At 65.3% G+C, this 24,018-nt stretch carries 20 protein-coding genes; 11 read left to right on the top strand and 9 right to left on the bottom strand.

Annotation, left to right across the window (positions count from 1 at the left end; all coding sequences use genetic code 11):
- Positions 1-745: 745 nt before the first annotated feature.
- From G5C50_RS01835 to csrA (G5C50_RS01855), 5 genes are all read left to right on the top strand, one after another.
- A complete protein-coding gene (locus G5C50_RS01835) occupies positions 746-1,858 on the top strand; it encodes a DUF1559 family PulG-like putative transporter (RefSeq protein WP_165064050.1) in 1,113 nt (370 codons plus the stop codon).
- 90 nt (positions 1,859-1,948) lie between these two features.
- Positions 1,949-2,455: a hypothetical protein gene (locus tag G5C50_RS01840; protein ID WP_165064051.1), complete on the top strand. Its 507-nt coding sequence runs from the start codon at positions 1,949-1,951 to the stop codon at positions 2,453-2,455.
- A 166-nt stretch (positions 2,456-2,621) separates the two neighbouring features.
- Positions 2,622-2,909, top strand: coding sequence for a hypothetical protein (locus G5C50_RS01845; RefSeq protein ID WP_165064053.1), 288 nt, complete (start codon positions 2,622-2,624; stop codon positions 2,907-2,909).
- A 426-nt stretch (positions 2,910-3,335) separates the two neighbouring features.
- A complete protein-coding gene (fliW, locus tag G5C50_RS01850) occupies positions 3,336-3,815 on the top strand; it encodes a flagellar assembly protein FliW (RefSeq protein WP_165064055.1) in 480 nt (159 codons plus the stop codon).
- Between the two features lie 132 nt (positions 3,816-3,947).
- A complete protein-coding gene (gene csrA, locus G5C50_RS01855) occupies positions 3,948-4,214 on the top strand; it encodes a carbon storage regulator CsrA (protein ID WP_165064057.1) in 267 nt (88 codons plus the stop codon).
- 150 nt (positions 4,215-4,364) lie between these two features.
- On the opposite strand, the gene G5C50_RS01860 is transcribed toward csrA (G5C50_RS01855), so the two are convergent.
- Together G5C50_RS01860 and G5C50_RS01865 are read right to left on the bottom strand one after the other, a co-directional pair.
- On the bottom strand, positions 4,365-6,290 hold the full coding sequence (locus G5C50_RS01860) for an exo-alpha-sialidase (RefSeq protein WP_165064059.1): 1,926 nt from the start codon (positions 6,288-6,290) through the stop codon (positions 4,365-4,367).
- 89 nt (positions 6,291-6,379) lie between these two features.
- Positions 6,380-6,898, bottom strand: a complete 519-nt coding sequence (locus tag G5C50_RS01865) for an FHA domain-containing protein (RefSeq protein WP_165064061.1) — start codon at positions 6,896-6,898, stop codon at positions 6,380-6,382.
- A 176-nt stretch (positions 6,899-7,074) separates the two neighbouring features.
- On the opposite strand from G5C50_RS01865, the gene G5C50_RS01870 reads away from it, so the two are divergent.
- A complete protein-coding gene (locus G5C50_RS01870; protein ID WP_165064063.1) occupies positions 7,075-9,567 on the top strand; it encodes a hypothetical protein in 2,493 nt (830 codons plus the stop codon).
- A 25-nt stretch (positions 9,568-9,592) separates the two neighbouring features.
- Here the strand turns inward: G5C50_RS01870 and G5C50_RS01875 are convergent, their stop codons facing one another.
- From G5C50_RS01875 to G5C50_RS01900, 6 genes are all read right to left on the bottom strand, one after another.
- Positions 9,593-10,888 (bottom strand): ATP-dependent 6-phosphofructokinase, encoded by a 1,296-nt coding sequence (locus G5C50_RS01875; RefSeq protein WP_165064065.1) that lies wholly within the window; start codon positions 10,886-10,888, stop codon positions 9,593-9,595.
- A gap of 104 nt (positions 10,889-10,992) precedes the next feature.
- Complete coding sequence (gene purH / locus G5C50_RS01880) at positions 10,993-12,609, bottom strand: bifunctional phosphoribosylaminoimidazolecarboxamide formyltransferase/IMP cyclohydrolase (protein ID WP_165064067.1); 1,617 nt, start codon at positions 12,607-12,609, stop codon at positions 10,993-10,995.
- Between the two features lie 108 nt (positions 12,610-12,717).
- Complete coding sequence (locus G5C50_RS01885; RefSeq protein ID WP_165064069.1) at positions 12,718-14,049, bottom strand: PQQ-like beta-propeller repeat protein; 1,332 nt, start codon at positions 14,047-14,049, stop codon at positions 12,718-12,720.
- A 200-nt stretch (positions 14,050-14,249) separates the two neighbouring features.
- Positions 14,250-15,221, bottom strand: a complete 972-nt coding sequence (locus G5C50_RS01890) for a hypothetical protein (RefSeq protein ID WP_165064071.1) — start codon at positions 15,219-15,221, stop codon at positions 14,250-14,252.
- Positions 15,222-15,405: 184 nt separating this feature from the next.
- Positions 15,406-15,936, bottom strand: coding sequence for a ribosomal protein S18-alanine N-acetyltransferase (gene rimI, locus G5C50_RS01895; protein ID WP_165064073.1), 531 nt, complete (start codon positions 15,934-15,936; stop codon positions 15,406-15,408).
- A gap of 434 nt (positions 15,937-16,370) precedes the next feature.
- A complete protein-coding gene (locus tag G5C50_RS01900; protein WP_165064074.1) occupies positions 16,371-17,300 on the bottom strand; it encodes a DUF1571 domain-containing protein in 930 nt (309 codons plus the stop codon).
- Between the two features lie 343 nt (positions 17,301-17,643).
- On the opposite strand from G5C50_RS01900, the gene G5C50_RS01905 reads away from it, so the two are divergent.
- The 3 genes from G5C50_RS01905 (at position 17,644) to csrA (G5C50_RS01915) (ending at position 19,486) form a co-directional block, all read left to right on the top strand.
- Positions 17,644-18,336 carry an MBL fold metallo-hydrolase gene (locus G5C50_RS01905; protein ID WP_240906926.1) on the top strand — a complete coding sequence of 231 codons (693 nt, stop codon included), beginning with the start codon at positions 17,644-17,646 and terminating at the stop codon, positions 18,334-18,336.
- Positions 18,333-19,043: a metallophosphoesterase gene (locus tag G5C50_RS01910; protein ID WP_165064078.1), complete on the top strand. Its 711-nt coding sequence runs from the start codon at positions 18,333-18,335 to the stop codon at positions 19,041-19,043. The genes G5C50_RS01905 and G5C50_RS01910 overlap by 4 nt, the downstream gene beginning before the upstream one ends.
- 257 nt (positions 19,044-19,300) lie before the next feature.
- Positions 19,301-19,486, top strand: a complete 186-nt coding sequence (csrA, locus tag G5C50_RS01915; protein ID WP_165064080.1) for a carbon storage regulator CsrA — start codon at positions 19,301-19,303, stop codon at positions 19,484-19,486.
- Positions 19,487-19,611: 125 nt separating this feature from the next.
- Here the strand turns inward: csrA (G5C50_RS01915) and G5C50_RS01920 are convergent, their stop codons facing one another.
- Positions 19,612-20,496: a sugar phosphate isomerase/epimerase family protein gene (locus G5C50_RS01920; protein ID WP_165064082.1), complete on the bottom strand. Its 885-nt coding sequence runs from the start codon at positions 20,494-20,496 to the stop codon at positions 19,612-19,614.
- Between the two features lie 310 nt (positions 20,497-20,806).
- On the opposite strand from G5C50_RS01920, the gene G5C50_RS01925 reads away from it, so the two are divergent.
- Both G5C50_RS01925 and G5C50_RS01930 read left to right on the top strand, forming a co-directional pair.
- Positions 20,807-23,491 carry a glycoside hydrolase family 15 protein gene (locus G5C50_RS01925; RefSeq protein ID WP_240906910.1) on the top strand — a complete coding sequence of 895 codons (2,685 nt, stop codon included), beginning with the start codon at positions 20,807-20,809 and terminating at the stop codon, positions 23,489-23,491.
- Between the two features lie 304 nt (positions 23,492-23,795).
- Positions 23,796-24,017, top strand: a complete 222-nt coding sequence (locus G5C50_RS01930) for a hypothetical protein (RefSeq protein ID WP_206107554.1) — start codon at positions 23,796-23,798, stop codon at positions 24,015-24,017.
- The last annotated feature ends 1 nt before the right edge of the window (position 24,018 follow it).

Consider the following 24,018-nt stretch of genomic DNA (forward strand, 5'->3'; position numbering starts at 1 on the left):
CCCGGACGTCTTCGACCCCAGGCATGCGACGTTCGGGCAGGCCGACCAGCCCGCCCGCGCGGCCGCCGCTTGAGCGTATGCCAGAGCCGTCTCACCCCCCTTACGCCGCTCCTCTCCCAAAAAACTAAAAGTACGTTGATACGAACATCTACGCGATCGTCTTGCCGCTACGCACGCGAAGCTGCGACGGAGGTCTCGCCGATGCAAGCATTAACATTTATTCGACAGTGGCTGCTTGACGAGCACGGGCGCGTTACATTAAATATCGAGACATGCCAGGCGGTTGAAGTTCGGCGAAGGCCGAGCGATCCAATCCACCCGGCATCATCGACGGTCATTTCCAACGGCCCGTTTCTACGGCCTTCGGCAGTCCTCAGTCTATCACTGTCAGATCGACGAACTGGACGATCGACCGTAGGTCTCGGTCCTCGGCAGAGCTTCTCGCAGTCGCACCTGTGCCTGAATGGTCCGATGAATATCGGACCGAGTCCTATCGCCTCGCCGCAGACTCTCTTTTCTTCATTCAAGCATGATTTGATCAACGAGCCGCGCCGCGGCCTCGTCGGTCGTCGCACGCGCTGCGACTTCCGCCGCGTCGCCGGGGCGTTCGCTTACGGGCTTTCGCGCCTGGGAAGCCCTCGTTCGTCGCCCTGCGCACTTCTGGTTCAAAGTCGGCCGCGGGTCGATTCGAGGCCCGTCGACCGGTGTTGTTTTCCGTCGTCACCCCGTTTGCGGAGTCAACGCCATGAAGCATCGCGGATTCACGCTGATCGAGTTGCTGGTGGTGATTGCGATCATCGCCGTCCTGATCGCCCTGCTGTTGCCCGCCGTCCAGTCGGCTCGCGAAGCTGCGAGACGAGCTCAATGCACGAACAACCTGAAACAGGTCGGTCTGGCGCTTCACAACTACGAAAGCTCCAACGGCGCCTTCCCGCCCGGCGGGGTTTCCGACGAGTCCAAGGGGACGAACTGGGGTGGATCGGTCGGCGGCAACAACCTGGCCTCATGGCGCGCTCTCGTCATCCCGCAGATGGAAGGCGGCAACGTTTACAACGCCATTAATTTCAATCTCCCGCTGAACGCCACGGTCTCCGCCGGGGGACAATGGACGGCCTTGATGACGGTGAACGCCACCTGGGTCTGCCCCTCGGACGACAACTTCCAGGGACAGGGGCCGGGCATCCGGTCCTCGAGCGGCGCCTGGGGCAACTATCCGAACGGGACGAGCCCCATCAATCCGTTCACAGGCGCGGCCGAGACCCGCGTCATGGTGAGCAACTACTCGGGAAGCTTCGGCGACAACTACGCCATCGGCGCTCTGTCCTCGGGCCAGAATCCCTGGGAGACCTATCCCTACCCGCCGACGCTCGGCGCCGGCCAGGCTCGTATCGGCTTTCCCGGCTTCTGGGGGACCGCCTGGAACGACGCCGTGTCGACGCAGTCGGGCGGGCAGCTCCGCGGGATGTTCTCGTACCGGATCATGGGAGTCGGCGCCGTGACGATCGCCTCGATCATCGACGGCACCTCGAACACGATCATGGTGGGGGAGGTCCTGCCGGCTCAGGCGGCTGACAGCAACTTCTGGAACAACAACGGCGCGACCTTCGGCACCACCATCCCGATCAACTGGCAGACCTTGCGGGCGCCCCTGGACGGCACGACCCCCTTCGGCACCACCGACTGGCAGAACCGCTTCAGCTACGCCAGCAAGGGAGCCAAGAGCAGGCACCCCGGCGGAGCCAACTTCACCTTCGGGGACGGCTCGGTCCGCTTCCTGAAGAGCTCCATCGCGCTGCCGGTCTACTGCGCCCTGGGGAGCCGAGCCGGCGGCGAAGTCATCAGCTCCGACTCGTACTGATCCCCTTCCGGACTCCCCCGCCGACTCCTCCATTGAGGCGAGTCGGCGGAGTCCACGGTTCTCCTCGTGAACGAAGGGACCACTCGATTCATGATCCATCGCTCGGCTCAACTTCCGCGAAATCGATCGACCTGCAGCCGATTCGGCCTCTTACTCCTCGTCCCCGCCCTGCTCACGGCGGGCTGCGGGGACGACGGCCTCGGCGAACGTTACAAGGTGACGGGAACGGTGACCTACCAGGGGAAGCCGGTTTCCAACGGCTCGATCCAGTTCTATCCGAACGGCGGAGGCCCTGAACAACGGGGGGCCACCGGCGTCATCAAGGACGGCGTCTACTGGCTCTCCACCCAGGGGGACGACGACGGCGCCTTCCCCGGGAGCTACGTGGTCGCGATCACCGCCCGCAAGCCCGACATGAGCAAAGCCCAGGAAAACGCCGACAAGATCGGCGGCCTGTACCGACAGGAAGACGTCGCGAAAGCCTACAAAAAGGCTCCCAGCGAGATTCCTGTGAAGTACGAGTCGCCAGAATCCGGCGGCCTCAGCGCCAAGGTGGAAGCCAAGAGCAACACGATCGACTTCAACCTCACCGATTGACGTCTCACTCCCGCCCGTCGCAGCGCGTCGGCGGGCGGGCCTTTCCGAGTGAGCGTTTCCTCACATCACCGACTGGCGGTCTTCCGTTCGTACGGGTTACAATCATTTCAACGCCCTTCTCGATTCTCTCAGGGCGGTTCGCGACCTGTCCCATCGGGGCCCGTCCGTGACCAGACAATCCGTCCACTGCTCGTTCCCCGGTTGCTCCGACCCGGCGTCGTACAAGATCGCCGCACGATGGAGCGACGGCAGCTTTGCGGAGCTGAAGACGTACGGCTTCGCCTGCTCGGAGCATCTCGGTCGGGTCTTCCAGGAGGCGGAACAGCGGCAGGCGAGTTACAAGACGGCTCCGAACGAGAGCCTGGAGGAGTTGGCGATCTATCGCTACGAGGCTGGTAAACGCGACCGCCAACTCCAACGTCTCTGGGGACTTGAAGACAACTACCGGACGTAAGTTCACCGGCCTGTTCGTCAGGTCCCCGTCCCATGTCGCGGCCGTCACGAGCGGAGCGATCGGCGCAGGCATTTCGCGGTGCGCGCGGCTCGCGATTTCGGGCGACGATCCGTAAGCCGAAGCCTCAAGGCGGGTCGATACTACGGTCGGCCAAGCCCGCCTCCCCCCTCGCATCGACGCTGGGGAGTGGGCGGGCCGAGTGTGCGGGATGCGTCGTGGCCGCGTGGGGCGGGACGGGCGGATCGCCGGAAGAGGGTCGAAGCGGATCGAGGGCCGCCCCATGGGGGGCCTACCGACGCCGAAACCTTCCCGAGCGCTCCCGCACGGCTCGCCGCCTCGGAGCGAGGAAGCCCGGTCATGCCGAATGACGCTCGAAGGATCGATCAGGCATGCGCCCCGCTCGGCGTTCAAGGAGGTAACCAGGAAGTGAACATCATCACGACCCGTTTCGGTCTGATCCAGGCCCAGGAATCGGAGCTGTACCGAATTCCTGAAGGCCTACTGGGGTTCCGCTCTTATACGCAGTTCCTTCACCTCCCCGATCCCGTCGTCTCGGGCCTTTCGTGGCTGCAAAGCGCCACGGCGCCCGACCTGGCCTTCGGCCTGGTCGCGCCCCCGTTGGCGGTGGGAGACTATCGGATCGAGATCCGCCCCGGCGACCGGGCGGCGTTGGAACTGACCGACGAGCGATCGGCCCTGGTCTACGTCGTCCTGAACCGCAGCGCCGCGGGGGGGTTGACTGTCAACCTCCAGGGGCCGCTCGTGTTCAACCCCGTGCGTCGCCTGGGAAGGCAGCTCGTCCTCACCTCCAGTCGGTATCCTGTGCGGTATCCTCTGGAGGCGGCGGCCCAGCCCGCGACCCCGACCCTGCTGCCCGGCCTGACACCGTTGCGAGCGACGGCGTGAGGACGGCGGCCTGTCCCTCGGATATTCAAGGGCTTCTCACCATTCCCGTCTCCGTCGCGGGCGCCGAGAGCCCGGGCCGCGTGATCGGGGATGGTCACGGGCCTCGTTGGCAGGAGGAAGGAGCCGAGAACGATGCTGGTCCTGTCCCGACACCGCGACGAGAGTATCATCATCGGTGACGACATCGTCATCACCGTGGTCGATATTCGGGGCGATAAGGTCCGCTTGGGGATCGCGGCCCCCATCGAGATCTCCGTGCACCGTCAGGAGGTCTACGAGGCGATTCAACGCGAGAATCGTCAGGCGAGCCGCCTGGAACCCCAGGAAGCCCGCCAGATCGAACGCCTTAACCCGCCCGTCCGCCGCGATCTCCGCCGATCGCGGTCCGACGAGATCTAAGCGGACGCGCGAATTCAGGTTTCGATCGCTCGCGAGCGTCTCTCCACCTGGGTTCGACGGCCCCTTTCACGGGTCGTCGGCCCACCTGACAAATCCCCACATCCGCCGGACGGCGACGCCCCTTCCCTGGGGCGTCGCACGTCCGGTTTATCATTTTCCGAGACCGTAAAGCCGGCCGATCGGGATCGAACGAAACCGCGAGTTCAGCCGATTCCAGGAAGCCGGGCCTCGATAGTAGGTCAGCAGCGCCCGGCCTCGGTGAAACGTGAGGCTCGTGTAGGCGTACGTGTTCTGCGGATCGCCCTCGATGGTGATGGGAGGCGACCACGTCCGCCCCTCGTCCGTCGACACGGCCGCTGAGAGCGGGGTTCGCGGCCCGCCGTGGCTCTCGCCAGACTTCACTGAGTCGTTCCAGATCAGCAGCCAGTCCCCCGTCGACGGGATCCGGCGCAGCGTGGAAGGGGCCTCGGGCGCGGTCACGCCCCACGACTTCGCCTCGCTCCAGGTCTCGCCGCCGTCGGTCGACTCGCTCACGGCGATATGGCCGACCTGCGTTCGGATGTGCATCAGAAGCGAGTCGTCCTCGCGTTCGATCACTTCCGGCTCCATCGACCCGCGCTTCGCGTAATCCACCGTCGTCCGGCTTCGCCGCCACGTGGCCCCGCGATCATCCGAGAGGAAACACGACGCGAGGAAGTGCGAACCCTTCTGATGAACGTCCGGCGTCGAAGACGTCGGCACCACCAGGCGGCCCGTCGAGAGAACCGTCACCCGGTCGTTGTTGACGACGTGGTACCCCGGCGTCGGAGTCGCCTCGATCGACGGACCGAAATCCGCTCCCTCGTCATTCGACACGCGAAGGAACGCGTGCAGATCCGTATACGAGTTCTTCTTCAGATAGAGAAATCCGATTGGTCCGTCGTAGATCGCATTCGGAAGGAGGCGGAAGACGCTCGCCGACATGGCGTTCATTCCGTCCGAGTTCTCCTGCAACACCCGCCTCGGCCCCCAGGTCCGGCCCTCGTCGGCGGATTCCACGGCAACGATCCGCGCCTTGGCGAAATCCGAGGAGGTGGCGTCGAACTCGGTCGTCGTGTAGAGCAGCCGCCCGTCGCGAAGGGCGATGATCGAGCCCTCGCTGTAACGCGGGTGCGCCTGGTCCGCCGGGAAGACGTCCACCGCGAATTCCTCCCGATCGCTCGCCGGAGCCGGCCTCGCGAGCGCCAGCAGAGCCTGCGCCGAGCGCAGGCGAACATCGAGCGTCGGATCGTCGAGGAGCCCGACGAGCGCCGATTTCGCCTCGACGGCCCGGGCTTCAGCAGCGAACTCGGCTGCGTAAACTCGCACCTTGGGATCTTCGTGCGACAGGTTGCGGACCAGCGCCGCCTTTCCTTCCGAGTCGCCCAGCGCGGCGAGTGCGTGCTCGAAGTAGGCCCGTGTAAGTGGCGTCTGGAAGCGTCCGACGCCCGCGCGGAGCGCGGGCAGGTCGCTCGAATCACCGACGCGAGCCAGGATCCAGGCGGCGGTCCGAGCGAAAGTCTCGTCGGAATGGCCCACAAGCGACCGCACATAGGCCAGGGCCTTCGGGTTGCCCCATCTCGTGAGAGCCGCCGCGGCCATGATCGAGCTGAGCGAAGGCTCTGGGCTCGTCATCGCCTTTCGCAACAGCTTGCCGTCGCCGATCTCGCGGACCTTGTAAAGGCTCTCGCAGGCGTGGCCGTGGCCGTACGGGTCAGGGCTCGCCAGCACCTCGAGCAACGTGCGAACGGACGAGAGCTCGCCGCTGCGGACGAGTTCCCGGGCGAGTCCGCACCGGCGCTGCGCGTCAGTCTCTGCGGACAGCTTCGAACCGATCGCCGCCCGCACCTCGCGGCCGAGCCCTTCGTTCGAAAGGGCTTCCGCCGCATGCATCGCCGGCCAGAACTCAGTCGAGCCCAGTCCTTCACGGAGGACTCGCAGACAACGCTCGCGGAGCGCTGGATCGAGGTCGAGGCCCCCATTCGGTTCAGAGCCTCGGGCAGGCCCAAGGTTGGCGAGAAGAATCAGGGCGCCGATCCAGTAGCGAAGGCGGATCATGCTGCACGGGCCTCAGGTGCAAATCGTCGGAACCAGCATCGGTCCGCGATGATAGCACGAGCGGCGCTTCAATTCGCCAACCGGGTCGGTTAGTCGAGGTCGATGATCGAATCGTCGTCGTCGACGAGATCGCGGGCTTTGGGCTCGATGGCCAGCTCGTCGCAGGATGCGCTGCTGGGGAGTTCCTCGAGGGACGGCGCCGCAAAGGCTCCGAAGCGGGTCGCCGGTTTGGGATCGATCTTTCGGAGGGTTTCCTCGGCTCGCCGCAGGTCCGCGATCTTGCCGGCTCGCTTCTGATGAAGCTCGGAAGGAGCCATGGCCTCATCTGGCCCAAGGTAGACTCGCATCTTGTACGCGCCCAGCGCGATTTTGTCGCCGGGGAGCAAGGCGGCCCAACGGATTCGCTGCCCCTTCACCTTGGTGCCGTTGGTGGTGAGGAGGTCGCGGATCACAAGCAGCCCGTCGGTCTTGACCAGAACGCAATGGCGCTTGGACAGACTGGGATGGTCTATCACGACATCCGCAACGTCGCGACGACCCACGATGGTCACGTCACGACTGATCGGGATCGGCGGATCACCGTTGTCGGGAATGAGTTCAGCTTTCATGCACCCATAGACCCGAGACAGCGTCCGAGATCCTGTATCAATTTGGGCACGACGGAGGAATGTTAGGACGAATTGCGTGGGGCAACAAGAGAAAAAGGGACGTCGCTCCCCCGTATCCCCACGAGACCCTCGACGCCGCCGAGCGTATAATGCGGAAAGAAGAGTCGATTTTCATCATGCTTGCGACGCGCTCCGAGCACGGGGGCCTCGACATGAACGGCATCCAGCCTCTCCTGCGGCGTTCCGCGATCCTCCTGCTGACGCCGATTCTCATCGGCCTGGCGGCGCGACCCACGGCCGGCCAGACCGAGACGACGACCCCCGCCCCGAGGCCGCCCGATCTCAAACCGATGGCGGACGGCCCTCTGCACGAGGCGTTCCTGTCCGTTCGGCGGGATCTGGAACCGGCGGTGCTGGCCCAGTCCCCTCCTCCCCCAATCGTTGAGCGTCCCGGTCCGGAGCCTCCTCGCAGCGATGCCAGGTGGATCGAGGGGTACTGGGAATGGTCCCCCGATCGCAGCAAGTTCGTCTGGGTGACGGGGACCTGGCGCGTGCCTCCGCCGGGACGATTCTGGGTCAACACGCTCTGGAAGCGAAACGAGAACGGCTGGCGGCGGTTTCCAGGCTTCTGGAGCGATCGAGCCACCGACAAGCTCGCATACGGGGCAGATGGGCCGCCGAAGGATCGCCCGATCGACGACTCCGGAGCCCCGCCCAAGTCCAATTGCTTCTACATTCCCGGACAGTTCGTCGTGGACGGCGACCGCATCGCCTGGCGGAAGGGCTTCTGGGCCGACGCGAAGCCGGGATGGGCCTGGACCCCGGCAACCTGGACGCGACAGCCGGAAGGCTGGATCTTCCAGGAAGGCTACTGGGACTATCCGCTGGAAGAACGGGGAATCCTGTTCGCTCCCGCTGAGATCGCCCGTGAGGTCCGGCCCGGCGAGGTGTTGACCTATCACCCCTACACGATGGTCTCGCCCGAACTCTACGGCCAGCTCTACGGGGCGTTCGGCCGATCCACGCCTTACTACGACGGTTACCCCGGCGTCGCTTACGACGAGGGAGGCCGATACTACGCCTTCGCCGACTACGGCAACCTCTCGCCGTATTACGGCTACCTCGATTACCCCGCGGTCGGCGGGTTCGGCTACCCGTATTACGTCGCCCCGATCGACTATACCTACCGACAGCTTCTCCCGGCTTATGGAGGCGCCCCGTCGCCGCTCGTCTACGGGTTTGGGCTCCCCTACTACGGCTTCGGAAACTCGATCCTGCCGCTGATGGCAGGTTATCCGTTGTTTGGAAACCCGGGACTCTCCAACATCGCCTGGGGATGGGGTTATCCCGGCTGGGGGGCGGGTGGTCTAGGTTGGGGGAACATCGGCTGGAGCGGCGTCGCTCTGGGGACCTGGCCCGGCTTTAACTGGGGCGTGCCCGGCTGGAGCGGCCCCGCCATCGGAGCCTTCCCGGCGTTCGGCTTGAACATCGGCTTCCCGAACTGGTGGTCCGGCTGGGGCGGTTGGGGTCTGGGCGGGCCAGGCTTCGGATGGGGATGGAACGGGCTGGGACTGGGCGGTCTCGGCCTCGGCTTCGGATTCGGCTTCCCAGGATTGGTCTGGGGGGGTAACAGCTCCGTCTGGTCGAACAACTACCCCTTCCCGAACAGCGGACGGCATCAGGGGCAAGGCCCCAACATGAACTCGCCGACGACCGGCGCCGCGTCGGGCAACCTCGTCAATAACGGATCCATGCGACAGGGGGCGGCCTCGCTGGTCGCCCACCATCTGGGAGGGGCGCAGATCGGCGTTCAGCCGCCCCCGGCGAGCCGCCCCTTCGCTGCGCTGGTTGATCGCGGGGCTTCCTCTGGCGGTTTGACGCAGCATAACCCCGGATTTCATGGGTCGATGAGGACGGCCTCCGCCGCCGGCGTTGATCCATCTCCGACCTGGAGCCACTCGTTCAACGGCGTTTCGCCCACCAGCAACCTACGACATGAGGTCGCGCGACCGACGTTCACGAATAACGCCGCCAATCCGGGCGCCGCGGGCTTCAACCCTCAGATGCGAGGGCCGGGAAACGCCGTGGTTCATCCGGGCGCAATCGCCAATACGATCCCGGGCGTGGGCGATCAGCCGGCCTGGAACTCGGGGATGAGGGCCGGCGGACTCACGGGTATCGGAGGAACACCGGCGTTCGCTCCTCAGCTTCACAGCGCCCCCGCCGCCGTCAACGGCGGAAACCTGACAGGATTCACCCCGCCCAACCATACCGGCAACGCTGTGGGGAATGTGGGGGGCATGCGCGGCAGCGACTTCGCGGGAGGCGGCGCGATCGGCTCGGGCTTCACCGGCGGCGTGCGACAGCCGGGAGGCTTCACGAACATGCCGAGCTTCGGCGCAGGAGTCTACAACAACGGCGGCATGGGCTCCGCCTTTAGCGGAGGGATGAGAACGGCCGACGGCGTCGGCGCCATGCACAGCGGAGCAAGTCTCGGTCCCAACCTGGGGGGATCGGGCTTCAGCGGCTTCGGCGGTGCGAGAGCCGGCTCGCTGGGGACGGGGTTCGGCGCCGGCGGGGCTGTCGGAGGCTTCAACGGAGGAGGCGTCGGCGGCCATGTCGGGGGCGGAGGCATGGGGATCGGGGCGGGAAGCGGTCACATGAGATGACCCCCTCCCGATTCCCGGGCCGGACTTACCACACCGGTTGACCGGTGGCTCGCATCACGGCCGTCCAGAGGTCGCTCGCGGTATCGAGTTGCTTCTTCTGGGCGACCGCCGTGGCGATCGGCACGTGAACCAGTTCGTTGTGAATCGATCCGATCAGAAGGTCCGTCTTGCCGGCCATCCCGGCGTGGACGGCCATGCGCGCCATCTGATCGCTGAGAATCCGGTCCGAAGGGTTGGCTGGCACCGATCGGATGAAGTAGCTGGGGTCCATGTACTTCAGGTTGACCTCAATGTTCCGAGAGCGGAAGTGCGCCAGGATCTTCTCGCGCAGGTAGAGGCCGATATCCTGAAGCCGGACGTTCCCCGAGGCGTCCCGATCCGCCGACTCCGCGGCGAACAACTCCTGACCGGCCCCCTCCGCGACGACGACGAGAGCGTGGTTCTTGTGCAGAATACGTCGTTCAAGGGCTCGTAGGAATCCGCTCTCGCCCTCAAGCTTCAGGGGAACCTCGGGGATGAGGACGAAGTTCGCATCCTGGCTGGCGAGAGCCGCCCCCGCGGCGATGTATCCCGAATGCCGGCCCATAAGTTTGACCAGGCCGATCCCGTTCGGGGCGCATCGAGCCTCGACGTGGGCGCCGCGGAGAACCTCCTGCGCCTTTTCCAGAGCCGTGAAGTAGCCGAACGAGGTGTGGACGAACTCGATGTCGTTGTCGATCGTCTTGGGAATTCCCACGACGGCCTTCCTGAGCCCTCGGCGTCGGGCTTCCTGCGCGATGCCCAGAGCCCCGCGTTGGGTGCCGTCGCCGCCGACGCAGAAGAGCAGGTCGATGCCTTCGTGCTCCATCGTATCGACGATGACGGAAGGCTCCTGCGGTCCCCGTGAAGATCCGAGCACGGTCCCGCCCAGGTCGTGAATATGATCCACGTAGCCCGGCGTCATCTCGACCATCGGCAGGCCGACGTCGGGGTTGAGCCCCATGTAGCCGTCGCGCACGCCCAGCACGCGCGGGATTTCGTAGTTGTAGGACAACTCCGAGTAGACCGAGCGGATGACGTTGTTAAGTCCCGGCGAGAGGCCGCCGCAAGTGACCACCGCTGCGCAGGTGTTCGCCGGATCGAAGAAGATATCGCGACGGGGCCCAGCTTCCTCGACCGAGAACGGGGGGAGCCTATCGAACCGCGGCCCGACACGGTGCTCCAGACGAATCCGACTGTCATCGTCGACGAACCCGACGTCGCGAAGCCGGATCAAGGGGGACGGGATCGTGCAGGGGCCGAGCGACGCGATGTCCAGGTCCTGCGGGCGCAGCGTCAGCATAATGCTCCTCGGGGCGGATCCGAAAAGGCGGCGGCGAGTCGAACATCGGCCGCCGCCACCTAGGTTTTAAGGAAACCGCCCGCGGGAGGGCAAGTCCCGGTCGATCAATGTCGGAAGTGACGACGGCCGGTGAAGATCATCGCCATTCCGTGCTCGTCGCACGCCTCGATCGTCTCGGCGTCGCGTTTCGAGCCTCCCGGCTGGATCACCGCCGTGATCCCGGCCGCCGCGGCGGCGTCCGGTCCATCGCGGAATGGGAAGAAGGCGTCGGAGGCCAGCACGCCTCCGCGAACGCTCTCTCCCCCCTTCTCCACAGCGATCCTGACCGAATCCAGCCGACTCATCTGCCCCGCGCCGACGCCCAGGAGACGGCCCCCCTTGGCGACGACGATCGCGTTCGACTTCACCATCGCACAGATCTTCCAGGCGAAGTCGAGGTCGCGCAGCTCCTCGGCGGTCGGGGTCCGCTTCGTCTTGACTTCCCCAGCCGTCGGGTCGGTCTGCTGCTCGTCCCAACCCTGGGCGAGCATCCCCCCCTCGATCCGGCGGAGGTCCCAGCCGGAAGGGGCCGGAGTCGTCGGACCGATCGGAGCGCCGAGGTCGACGAGTCGGACGCTGTTCTTCCAGGTCGGCTTCGTGGTCAGCCATTCCAGGGCTTCCGGCTCGAAGCCAGGGGCGAGGATCGCTTCCAGGAAGCGGCCGGGTTTGCACATCAATTCAGCGGTCGCGCGATCGACCGGACGATTGACGCCGACGATCCCGCCGAACGCGCTGACGGGGTCGCCCTCATAGGCCCCTTCGAAGGCCGTCGCCAGATCGTCGGCGATCGCCGCGCCGCAGGGGTTGTTGTGTTTGAGGATGCAGGCCGCCGGTCCATCGAACAGCTTGACGAGCCGCAGCGCGCTGTCGAGGTCGAGCAGGTTGTTATACGACAGTTCCTTGCCGTGAAGGATCTTGGCCGTCGCCAGGTTGGGACCGACGGCCTGGGGGTCGACGTAAAGCCCCGCCTTCTGGTGGGGGTTCTCGCCGTATCGGAGCGTCTGCTTCAGGGGGAAGTGGAGGTCGAGCGACGTCGGCAGATCGCCTGCCAGAGTTTCCTCGGCCTTCTCCTGCTTCTCCAGGTAGGCGGCGATGGCGCGGTCGTAGGCGCCGGTCTGGGCGAACGCTTCGCGCGCCAGCCGCTTGCGGGTGGCCAGGGTCGTGCCGCCCGACTCGCGGAACTCGGCGAGAAACGCCTCGTATTGATCCGGGTCGGTGAGAACGGCGACGGCGTCGTGATTCTTGGACGCGCCGCGGATCAGGGACGGGCCGCCGATGTCAATGTTCTCGACAGCCGCCTCAAAGGTGCAGTCGGGGCGGGCGATCGTCTGCTCGAACGGGTAGAGGTTGACGACGACGAGGTCGATCGGCTCCATGCCGGCCTCCTGGAGAGCCTCCAGGTGCTCGGGGAGGTCGCGACGAGCCAGGATCCCGCCGTGGATCCGAGGGTGCAGCGTCTTGACTCGGCCGTCGAGCATCTCGGGCTGGCCGGTGTAATCCGCCACCTCGACGACCGGCAGGCCCGCCTGCGCGATGGCGAAGCGGGTCCCTCCGCTTGCAATCAGTTCTACTCCCGCTTCGGCCAGCGTACGAGCCAGCTCGATCAGGCCGCGTTTGTCGGATACGCTCAGGACGGCGCGACGGATCGTCGTCCATCCCGCCTTCGACTCAAGATTCGCCATCGTGCTCTCGGCGCCGGATCCTAGGTGAGAGGGAATCGAGACGACGACGATGGGACGTCCGGCGGGCGTCCCATCGTCGTCGAAGGTGTCGATCAATCGTTGCGGTGATCAGGACTTCGGCTCAGACTCGACCGGATTGCCTTCGGCCGGAGCAGGAGCATTTGGATCGGCCGGAGTCGCGGGAGCCTCTTCAAAGGGGTTCGGCAACGCCTTGATTCCCTCCGGAGGGACGTAACCGAAGGGCTTGGACTCCGGATGGCGGAGAAGATGCGGGGTCGTCGCGCCGATCTCGCGGAGGCAAATCAGCACCCCCGAGGGCGTGGCGAGGAAAAGTCGATCGTCGAGTTTCGCGGGGAAGTTCAACGTGAATTCGCGAAGGTTCAGCCCAGCGCGCTGATAGGTCGCCGCGGGATCGAGGAGCGTCTTGCCGGAGTCGCGGGCCACGACGATGAGGTCGTTGTCCTGCGACAGCAGATAGACCTTGGTGGGGCTCACACCCAGCAGGCTCCCCTCGTCCGTGGAGGTCGTCCAGCGGGCGGAACCCGTCTTGTTTTCAACCAAACTCAGCGCCCCCCCGTCGTTGATCACGAAGATCTCGTCCTGGGCGACGATCGGCCCTTGTGAGATCGGCGCTCCCGTGGGGAACGTCCAGAGGACCTTGGCCGTGAGGACGTCGACCGCGTAGAGGTCGTGGTCGGCCGAGGGGATCAGCAGCACTCGCGTGTCATGCGAAGCCAACTCCTTGCCGATGGGGCCCCCCGTGGGGATCCGGAAGAGGGGTGTCGCCGCGTGGGTGAGGTTGACGTAAGTCTTTCCATCGCTGCTGCCGAAGCAGGCGAGTTGGTCCGAGATCAGCGGGCGCGTGTGGATGGGGCCGCCCGTAGCGACGTCCCAGGCGATCACCGGCTTCGCCCGAATCCTGTCGGGCCCTTTCGGCTGGGCTTCCTTCAGGTCATAGCAACGAACCATGCCGCTCTCAAGGCCGACGAGCAGGTGTTCGTCGTTCGCCGCGGTGCCGCTCGTGGGGAGCACCGAGAGGTTCTCACGCCAGATCACCCGGCCAGTGGCCTTATCCATCGCGGACAGAACGTTCGCGCTAGAGGCGAAAACCGCGTACGAGTTCTGGGAAATCGACAGCGCCCTCGTCGACCGTTCTCCGATCTGGACGGACCAGCGCGGCTTACCGGTCTCCGCCTCATAGACGTGGAGAATCCCTTCGCTCGTCTGGACGAACAAGAGGTCCTGGCCCCGGCTGATCCGCAGCACCCGCTCGGTGCCGGCCACGGGCGCCATGGTGATCCACTGGCGTTCCAGCCCCAGCCGGGAGAGCGCCGTGCGCGAGGGCAAGGGCGTCCCCGCAACGGTGGATTGAGCCTGGGTGCTCGTTCCCGCCCAGCACGAGAGCGAGATCGCCCAGACTAGAGCGAGTCGGCGGGTCATGGTCGGTTCCTTTCGGGGCCCGGTTCAGTGCGCGCGTTCGAAGTCGATACAGATGCCTAGCCGACGATCTTCACCTCGTCAACCGGCGCGGCGTCGTGTTCCTGGCGGCTCAATGGGAATACTCGGTTGATTCTATCTTTTCCGCCGCGCGGCGGTCCAATCCGACTGACCGCGGCCCCATGTTTTTGTGAGGCCGACCGTCAGCTCGAAAGGCGTCCGTTCGTTCCGGGCTCCTCGTCCGGGTCGACGAACCACCTCCCCTCGGGGCTCTCAACCCCCGACGATTGGATGTCGAGATCTTCGGTTGCAGTCAGTCCGGGGATGACCGGGGGCGCTGGTTCGGGACGACCCAGACACTCGGGACAGGCCTCTGAGAAGCCCGTGTACGGCTTGGCGCAGCGAGCGCACAGCCCGGCCCCTCGGCGGAGAGTCGGCAGCGCGGCGCGGAGACTTGCGCCGTCCTTGGTGTGTCCCAACGCATCCGAGGCCCGGTCGACCAGCCCGACCAGGTCGATTTGCAGGCCGCCCGAACGAAGTCGATGATGCACGTAGGTCAGGAACCACTTCGCCAGATCCAGATCAAGCTCGCGCCGGGTCTGTTCGTCGAAGATCGTCGGCCGCGTTTCGTAGAGTTCCAGCACCCGAGCGGGATCGTTGACCTCGCGAGCGGCCTGAAGCAGCCCTCGCCAGCGTTCGGCGGCCTTGTTCCGGGCCGTGGTGGTCTCATCAACCATCCTGGCGAGTTGGGGACTGTCGCCGTCCTCAGCCTGGAGTTCGAGAACCAGTTGGTCGGCCGCCTCCCAGTCCTCGGCCGCCAGCAGGCGACGAACCTCGGCGAAACGATCGGTCGGCGGCCCCGGCGAACTCGGCGGATTCGAGGCGAGCATCGGGGCCGCAGTCATCGCCACGTGGCGGCCGGCCCCCCCCAACCACGCCTCCAGGAACCTCAACGGCGCGGCCAGCAGCAGCCCAGCGATGCCATGCGCGAGGGCGAGATACGCGGCGTCAAGAATGGTCGTCCAGCCGTCGCCCCAGCCGACGAGATGTTTGGCCGCCGCCAGCAGTCCGAGCACCCAGGAACCGTGGAAAATCGCGGCTGCGGCCCATTCGAACCATTCCGCAGCAGGAAGACGGCGCGAGAAGGAGGCGAAAAAGGGAAGTTCCGTGGGCATCGACGTCGGTTCCGGCTGAGTTCCTGAAGGGGGGCGGATCGGAGCCTCGCAGTCATTATCACGAACGGACATCCCCCGGACCAGTCGCCCAACGACGAATCGCTCAGCAGCGCGCGAAGCCGGCCGCGGCGATCATGGCGGATCGCCGCGGCCGGCTTCGCGGGGGAGGTCTTTCGTTCGTCGATCAGCCGCCGAACTGGCGAGCGATCCGGTTGACCACGGCCGGGGGCTGCAGGATCGACTCGTCCAGGTGGTAGAGCATCCCGTAAGCGTCCTCGCCGGTATCCGCAAAGTGCTCGCGGATGACCTCGACGGCGCGGAAGCCCATCATCTTATAGAAGAACTGGGCGGCGACGTTCGTCTCGCGGAGAAGCAGGGCGATCCGATTGCGCCGCTGGCTGGAGAGCTTGCCGACCAGCTTGGCGATCATCTGGCGTCCCACCCCCTGCCGACGGAAGTCCGGATGGGTAGCGAAATCCAGAACGTGAATGCGGTTTCGATGCAGTTCATAGATCATGAACCCGACGATCCGCTCCCCCTGCTCGGCCACCATGCCGATGCAGTTCCGCTGTCGGAGCACCCGAAGGAACTCCTCCTCGCACCAGGGGTACTCGAAGCTCGCGTGCTCGATCCCCAGGACTTCAGGCATGTCGCGGCGAATCATCCACCGGACATGGACCCGCGTCTGCGTCGGGGAGGTTGGTATCGTGCTCATCGAGCCTCCTTCCATGGATCGGATCGATCGAAGACTTGGAGCCGTCCCGGCCCTGGAACAGCCGCGATTTACGCAACAATAGACCAATGAGGACGATTCAAAGAAGTGCAAGTAGGCGGACGCCTGGACGACGTCGAGAAGACATGATTCCCCGCGATCGACCCGCTCGCCATCCTTGAGGCGGGCGGATTCTAGCGAACCCCCACCTACCTGCCAAGGTCGCTTAAGCCCCTGCCAAACCCCGGCCATATGGCCCGAAGAACGACGTGAAACCAGGGCGAGAAGCCGAAGCGAGACCGAATCGCATTCTTGACTATCGGCGCCTCAGACCCCGCTCATGAGGATTCCGCCGACGAACCTCACAGGAATCCATTCCCTCAAGCCTTTAGGCTAATTAGGCGGGCGGGCGAGACTGCCCTTCGGACGCTTCCGGCTTAAAAACGCCCAAAGGAGTAGAGCTTGTTCGCGGCGTCGAAGTCCGCTTCGCCGAGCCCCACGTTGAGCTTGACCCCCTCATAGGCGTACTCTTCGAGCAGCTCAGGGGTTTCGCCGGTTTTGTTGGGCCAGTCATAGGCTTCGTAGCGGATCGGCAGGCCGAGCGCTTCATCGATGAAGAGCCGAACCTTGTGAAACATGAACTGCGGCTTCTTTTCGGGGTGAATCGCCTCGATGAGCAGGCAGGGTGAGGAGCCGAGCCGCATCTTGGGATCGAAGAGGACGACGGATTCCAGCTCGCTCAGCTCGGAGCCCCAGCGGTCGACGACGGTCTGGATCAGGTTGCCGATCCCGGCCTTGGTGACGGGGTGGCGGCAGTTCTCCATCGCGCGGGCGCCGTTCGGGTCCAGCCGCATCGTGCCGGCGAGGAACTTGGTGAATCCGACGTCGTGCGCCAGGACGTATCCATCGTTCTTGCCTTCGACGTAGATCGCCTCGCGTCCCTTGTTCGGCTGGTGGAACTTGAAGTAGACGCTCTGAGGCTGGTTCCGCATCTTCATCGACATGACGTTCATGTCCGTCAGCTTGTCGCCGATGCGTTCCCGCTTGTAGAACGTGCAGGTGTAATCCTTGACCTCGGCGAACCGGGTCTGGCACTCGCGGATGATCCGGACGGCCCGGGCGCAAGGGCTCTCCGGCGCGATGGAGGCGGCTGCGTCTCCTCTTGGGGCGCTCCGAGAGGCGACGTCGGTGAGCGCGATCTTCGGATCGCCGTCGGACTTCGCCTTGGGGTCATCGCCCATGGGGCAGGCGGCGGCGAGAGCCACCGAAAGCGCCAGGAAGGCGGCGGTCCTGCGTTTACCGAGCGACCCGACGAGGATGCGTCGCGATCCCGCTACTGCCGCTCCTCCGGATCGATCTCGATTCATCGTCCCGCACCCCTCTGCTCGACGACCTCGATCAGTCCTGCCTCTCAAACCAGCAGTGGACCGCGCAAACAATGAGCGGCGGCCTTGCAACCGGAGCGCACGCGCTCACGATCAAGCAATACCGCCCTCCGTGCTTCCAGCCCCCCCGACTCTGAATCGGAGTATATCACGCAATTCGCGGGCCGATCCGCTGACTCGCGTTTTTCTCGAGATTTCGATAGGATCGCCGGAAATGCAGCCCCGCCTTCGCAGTTATTTTCGGCGGACTTCGGGGTCGGCATCAAGTGCAACACGCGAACAACGTTGGAAATGATGGTTTGATCGACGGAGGAGCGCGGTGGCGATGGAGGATTTCAACATCGACGTGGTCGAATCGGCGCCGTACGCCCAGATGAGCTATGTCCTCTGGCGGCCCGATCGCGACGACGCGATCGTCGTGGATCCAGGGTTCGACTCGCGTACGATCCTTGATCTGCTCGAACACGAACGGCGGACGCCGGCGGCCATCCTCAACACGCACGGCCACGTCGATCACATCGCGGGCAACGCCGCGCTCAAAGCGGCCTACCCCGAGGCGCCGCTCATCATTGGGCGAGGCGACGCCTCCATGCTGGCCGATCCCCGCCGCAATCTCAGCCTCCCGTTCGGGCATCCCATCGTGAGCCCCGAGGCCGATCGACTCGTCGACGAGGGGGATCGTCTGGAACTGGCTGGCTTCTCCCTGCTCGTCCGCGACGTGCCCGGCCACAGCCCCGGCTCGGTGGTTTTCATCCTCGACGCCGAGGACCCGATCGTGATCCTGGGAGGCGACGTCCTCTTCGCCGGCTCGGTCGGCCGCACCGACTTCGGCGGCGACGCGGCTCGGGACTTCGAGGTCCTGCTCTCAGGCATCGTCGCCAAGCTTCTCCCACTGGGAGACGAGGCCCGCGTCTACCCCGGCCACGGCGGAGTAACCACCCTCGGCTCCGAACGTCGGACGAACCCGTTCCTTCGCGATTACCTCGCGCGGACCAAGCCTCAACCCTCGGAATCATGAAGGTCTGGGCCGTTTCGGACCTCCACCTTTCGTTCGGCCGTCCCGATCGCCGCGAGCGTTTCGCGGACCGATGGCGGAATCACGCCGCGAAGATCGAGGCCGCCTGGCGCGAGTCCATCAGTCGAACCGACGTCGTCCTGATCCCAGGCGACGTCTCGTCGGCGCGCAATCACAGGGACCTCCAACCCGACCTCAACTGGCTCGAATCGCTCCCGGGTCTCAAAATCCTCTCGCCGGGCAACCACGACGGCTGGTGGAACAACCTGGCCAAGATTCGCGCCATGCTTCGCCCCTCGTTGCGAGCCCTCGAAGGCGACGCCTTGAAGGTCGACGACGTCGTCGTCGCTGGAGCCCGATCGGCCCCCGTCCCCCACCGCGATGACGCGGACGCCCCCGCGACTCGCGCGGCCGTCGACAGGGCCGTCGCCGGACTCGACGCCGCTCTCAACGACGCGGCGAAGCTTCGCGAAAGCCCGGAACAGCCTTTGATCATGCTTTGGCATTTCCCTCCGTTCGACGCTTACGGTCGGGCCGGGCCGTGGGTCGAACGGTTGGAGGCGGCCGGCGTCACCCACTGCGTCTACGGGCACCTCCATACTCAGACCCAATGGGCCACTGCCGTTCAGGGAACGCGCCAGGGCGTTCGCTATCAGTGCGCGGCCGCGGATGCGATCGGCTTTCGGCCAATCCGCGTGCTCGAGATCTGAGTGACTACCTGGCTTCCCGTTTTTACAGGACTGCTCAGGAAGGAGCGCCAACGATCACACTCTTACATCACTCGTCACGGCTCGAGGATCAGACTTGATTTTTTTCGCAAGTGCCGATCCGCAAACCCATAAGGCGCTACTCGAAGGGCTCGTCTCGAACTTGTGGCGCGCAAGATGCAATAGAGGGAGAGCGAAGTGCGGCCCAACGGGGTCGTCCGACCTTATCAGATGCTCAAGATGACATCCGGGAGAGTACCATGCTGGTTCTGAGCAGGAAGCTGGGTGAAAAAATCGTCATCGGCGACAACATCGTGGTGACGGTGGTCAAGATCGACCGCAACCAGATCCGGATCGGGATTGAAGCTCCTCACGATGTTCCTGTCTACCGTGAGGAAATCGCCCCCGCCCGCCCGGCGCGCCCGATGGAAGAAATCACCGTCTGAGAGCGCCCGACGATCACGATTCTCCCCTCCCCTCGATTTGACGGGCTCCCCACGGACCGGGACTGACGCCCTTTCCGTGATCCATCTCCGATGGAATCGAGCCGCTTCGAGGATGCTGCTGTCGGTTAAGGCCACACCCGCCGTAGGGACTCGCGCGTCGCCTGGGCTCGCGCCAGGGGCTCGGACGAGTTGAATGAACGGGATTGCATCAGCGGTTCCGCCGTGACTGGACCGTCGTAGCCGCATTCGGCCATCAGCGTGAGAAGCTGTCGGCTGAGGCCCTCGACCGATTCGCCCGGCAGCCGACGTTCGACGTCGCGCATCGTCGACCGATCCGGGTTGGCGGGATCCGCCAGATGAACCCAGACCAAGGAATCGCAGCCCCACCCAAGGGCCGCCGTCGCTGGCTCGCCGGACGCATACAGGTGGTACGCGTCGGCAAGTACGCCCACGTTCGGCAGCGCCTGACGCAGGGCATTGAAGGTTCGCAACAACTCCTCGTACGAGGAAGTCAACACAACGCCCTTCCCCGTGCGCTCGGAGCGTGAGCCCAGGATCTCCAGACCGAGCCGGCTCCCCTCCCTGTTCAGCACTTCGGCGATCCGGGCCAAACGCTCGGTCTGCCAGGCCAGAGATCGTGTGACTTCCGCACGGCAACGGTCGGGATCCGCGAGCGCATCATCGCCGATCGGGTCCGACTCATAGCGAACCCAGGTTCCCGTTCGGAGCAGGCCGAGTTCCGCCGCGGCCGCAGCATATCGGGGGAGCTTGGCCAGGTCGACCTCGAAGGCCTCCGCTTCGTTCTTCCAGTTCATGGGGAGCGTCCATCCGCCCCCGCGCAAACCCAGGGCGTCCATCCTTCGCCGGAGCGAGGGCACGTTCGCGCCTGAGTCGACGATATCGCGGACGAGCAGGTCGATCCCCTCGAAGTCCGCCCTGGCGGCGGTCTCGATGGCATCCGCGGCGGTCATGGTCAGTCCGACGGCCCGAGCGTTCCAGCAAGCGTACACGTCTTCTCCGTCCTTCCCAGTCGACGGCTATTCCTCGGACGTCGGTTCGATCCGTCATAACCATTCGATTCGATCAACGTCGTTCCGGCAGTCTCTTGGCGCGAAGCGAGAGAGTCCGGAGAATTTCGAATCGGGCCCGTGCAACGCCGCGCGCACAGGTCGAGGGCGGGGATTGTCGCATCCCCCACTCATCCGATCCTATCGCCCTCGCGACGGGCTGAGAACGACGAAGTGAGGCGACCTCGGCATGGTGGCGACGTGGATCGAGTCGGCGGCGAAAGGGCGCAACGCGGGTCCAATCCGAGCGGGCATGTGGTCCGCGGCGGTCGTCGGCACCCACCCCGTCGAGGCTGACCAACGCGTCTGGCTCGAACTTTTCGCCGACGATATGTCGCTCGGCCGGATCCCCACGTTCTGGATCGAGAACAAGGGGGAGAACAGCTACTGGCACGCCCCCATTCCTCCCCAGGCCGTCGGCGTTCGTCTCCACTATCGGTCGGTCGCCGAACGCGAAGGGGCGGAGACCGCCTACAGCGCCTACCAGGATTCGATCGTCCGTCCCAACCTCCCCGACCGCACCGAGGCCCCGGACCTGCTTTCGCCGGCGCCCGAGGGGCTCGTCGGCAACCGCCACATGACGGTGCGGGTCGACGGTCGCGGCTCGACTTACGACGTCTATTTCCCAACGGTCGGGCTGCACTCAAACGTCCGTCCCAAGGAGGGGGACCTTCCCCAGAGCCGTTCCCACTTCCGGGCGATCGTCGGCGGTCTGGCGGTGGGACGAAGGCTCGACTGGTTCACCGAGCGTTCCGCCTGGGACGCCCTGCAGACCTACCCAGGCACGACGAACCTCCTAACGACCGATCTCGCCTGGCGCAATGGGCCGATCCGCGTCCTCATCACCGATTTCGTCGCGATGGGGGACGTCCTTCCCACCAACGCCGGGATGGCGAGGTCCTCGGGCCAGTACATCAAGCGGTTCCGGCTCAGGAATGAGGGGACCGAAACCCGTCAGGCGATCTTCGGCGTCTACGTCCAGGCCGAGGTCAACGGCGGCGTGGGGGACACCGGCCTGAGCTGGCACGACCAGGATCGAGCCCTCCTGGCGATCAACCGCGGACACGGTCATTCCAACCGCAAGCTGGCTCGCGACTCGACGATCGAGTTCGCCCTGGCTCTCGACCCCCGCGGCGAGGTCGACTGCGAGCCCACAGGCCCCAACGAGGCGATTCTTTACCGCTGGATCGAATTGCCGCCGGGCGAAGCGGTGACCGTCGATCTGCTGGTCAGCGGCGCCTTCACCGGTTGGCGAGGCGATCAGGGAACCTTCACCCACTGGCTCCGCCCTGCGCTGAACTGGTTCCGTTCGACCGACCTGGACGCTGTTGAGCAAAACACGGCGCGCGAATGGGACAAGTTCGCGGAGCCATTCCCGACGCTTCATCTCCCCCGCGCCTCCTACACGGTGAGCCTGCGACGCTCGGCCCTGGCGGCGGCTCTCCACGCCGACGTCGACCATGGATCCGTCGCCGCCGGCCTGGAACGGGGGCTCTCAGCCTACTGCTGGCCGCGCGACGCCATCTGGGTCGGCGGAGCAATGGCCCGAATCGGCCATCCAGAGATCCTCCGGGGCGTCCTGGAATGGCTCAACCGGGTGCGGGCGAAGAACAAGCCGTTCCTCTACTGGTTCCAGAAGTATTCGATCGACGGCGTCCCCGAGTGGGAGACGCCGGCCGTCGATCAATCAGCGCTGATCCTTTGGGGCCTGAAACGCTATTACCGGGCGACCGGCGACCTGGACTTCGTCGCGGAGGTCTGGCCGCTCGTCGAACAGGCCGCGCGCGTCTGCGGCGGCGACTCCGGCGGTCATCCCGGCCTCTTCTTCGACGAACAGCTCAATCTGGTCAGCTCGGCCGGGATGGGCGACCAGCTCTACGGCAGTTTTCTGTATTCCAACGGCGCCGTCGTCGCCGGCCTCCGCGCAGCGTCGCAGCTCGCCTTGCGGCTTAACCATGAGGACAAGGCCGCTCAGTGGACGTCTCTCGCCGATCGAATCTGGCACGAAGGGATTCTTCCGGAGGTCGCGACCGAGCGTGAGGGGCTCCCTGGCCTCGTCGACCCCGAAACGGGCCGCTTTCTGAGCGGACGGCGGATCTCCATGCTCCGCGGTCTGTGGACCCAGGATCCCCTGTTCCTCATCGATCGATCGGTGACTCTGGAGGTGAACGCTCTCGCTCTCGCGACACCGTTCAACCTGCTGCCAGCGACCGACCCTCGACTTCAGAAGACGGCGGAGACGATCCTCCGAATCAACACGCCTCTGAGCGGCGACCCCAACATCCTGGCGCGAACGTCCTATCCACCCACTCCCCGGCGGCGGACCGGCCACGTCGGCGAACATCCCGAGATCTCCAGCCTGGCGACCTTCTGGATGATCCGCTACCTCGTAGAGTTGGGACGGGCCTCGGCCCAGGGCCGCCACTGGTCGCGCGCGCTCACCATGATTGACGCCCTCCTCGGCCGCCTGGGACCGCTCGGCCTCCTGCTGCGGACCGGCGGTCGCACCCAGGACTCGGTGAGAATCGCGCCGAGTCCGGGGGGCATCGCCTGGAGCCTTCACGCCATGATGATTGAGACGATGCTCGATCTGGCGGGGATGGAGTACGACGCCGTCGAACGTCGGCTGCAGATCCAACCGATCCTCGCCGGTTCCTGGCCTCAGACGGGAGCCTCGCGGCGGTTCCCTTGCGGCGAGGCGACCTACCGTCTGGATCGGATGGTCGGGAGCACGGTCCATCGACTCACCTTCGAGGCCTCGCTCGACCAGGCGATCGTTCTCCAGATCGCCGTCACCTGCCCCGGCTTGACCGAACTCGGTCCCTGGCAATCCTCTCCGGAGTGTCCGCCGCCGGACTTCGATCCCAAGACCTGCCGCCTCCAGTGGATGCTCGAACTCGAAGCGGGCGAGCATCGGTGCTCGTGGACCTGGGGTTGAACGGAGGTCGACCAATCTCCCCCTCGTCCCGGCGAATACCTCCCAGGGCTGTTCGCTTGCCGCCGTTCCCCCCCCTCGTAGAAGCGGCTCTCCCCGAGGATCCGTTGGAATGACAGGCCGAGACCTTTTCCTCCTCTGGCTCGGCTTTATGTTCGGCGTCGCGTGCGGTCGAATCCGAACCAGCTCTCAAGGCATGATCGGCGCCGCCGAGCGACGACCAACGACAGACGCCGCCGAGCGAGAATATCTGTTGGCGTTCGTCTCAAACGCCAATCGGTTCATACTTTACTGCCTTGGAACGTCCGTGGCTGCCCTTCTCGTATCCGCAACGACCGGCGCCATGATCTTCGGGAAGCGGCAAGGCCCGTCGCAAGGCGAAGCCGTATCCTTCGTCATCGTCCTGGTCGCCGTTTCCGTTTTTCTCACCTGGCTCGGTCTCCGGCTTTGGTATGGAAAAGACTGGTGGGTGAAAATGGCCGTCGACGAACACGGCTTGCCCAAGGCGACGCCCCGCGACCTGGATTGAT

It is taken from the genome of Paludisphaera rhizosphaerae, from assembly GCF_011065895.1.
Taxonomy (GTDB): domain Bacteria; phylum Planctomycetota; class Planctomycetia; order Isosphaerales; family Isosphaeraceae; genus Paludisphaera; species Paludisphaera rhizosphaerae.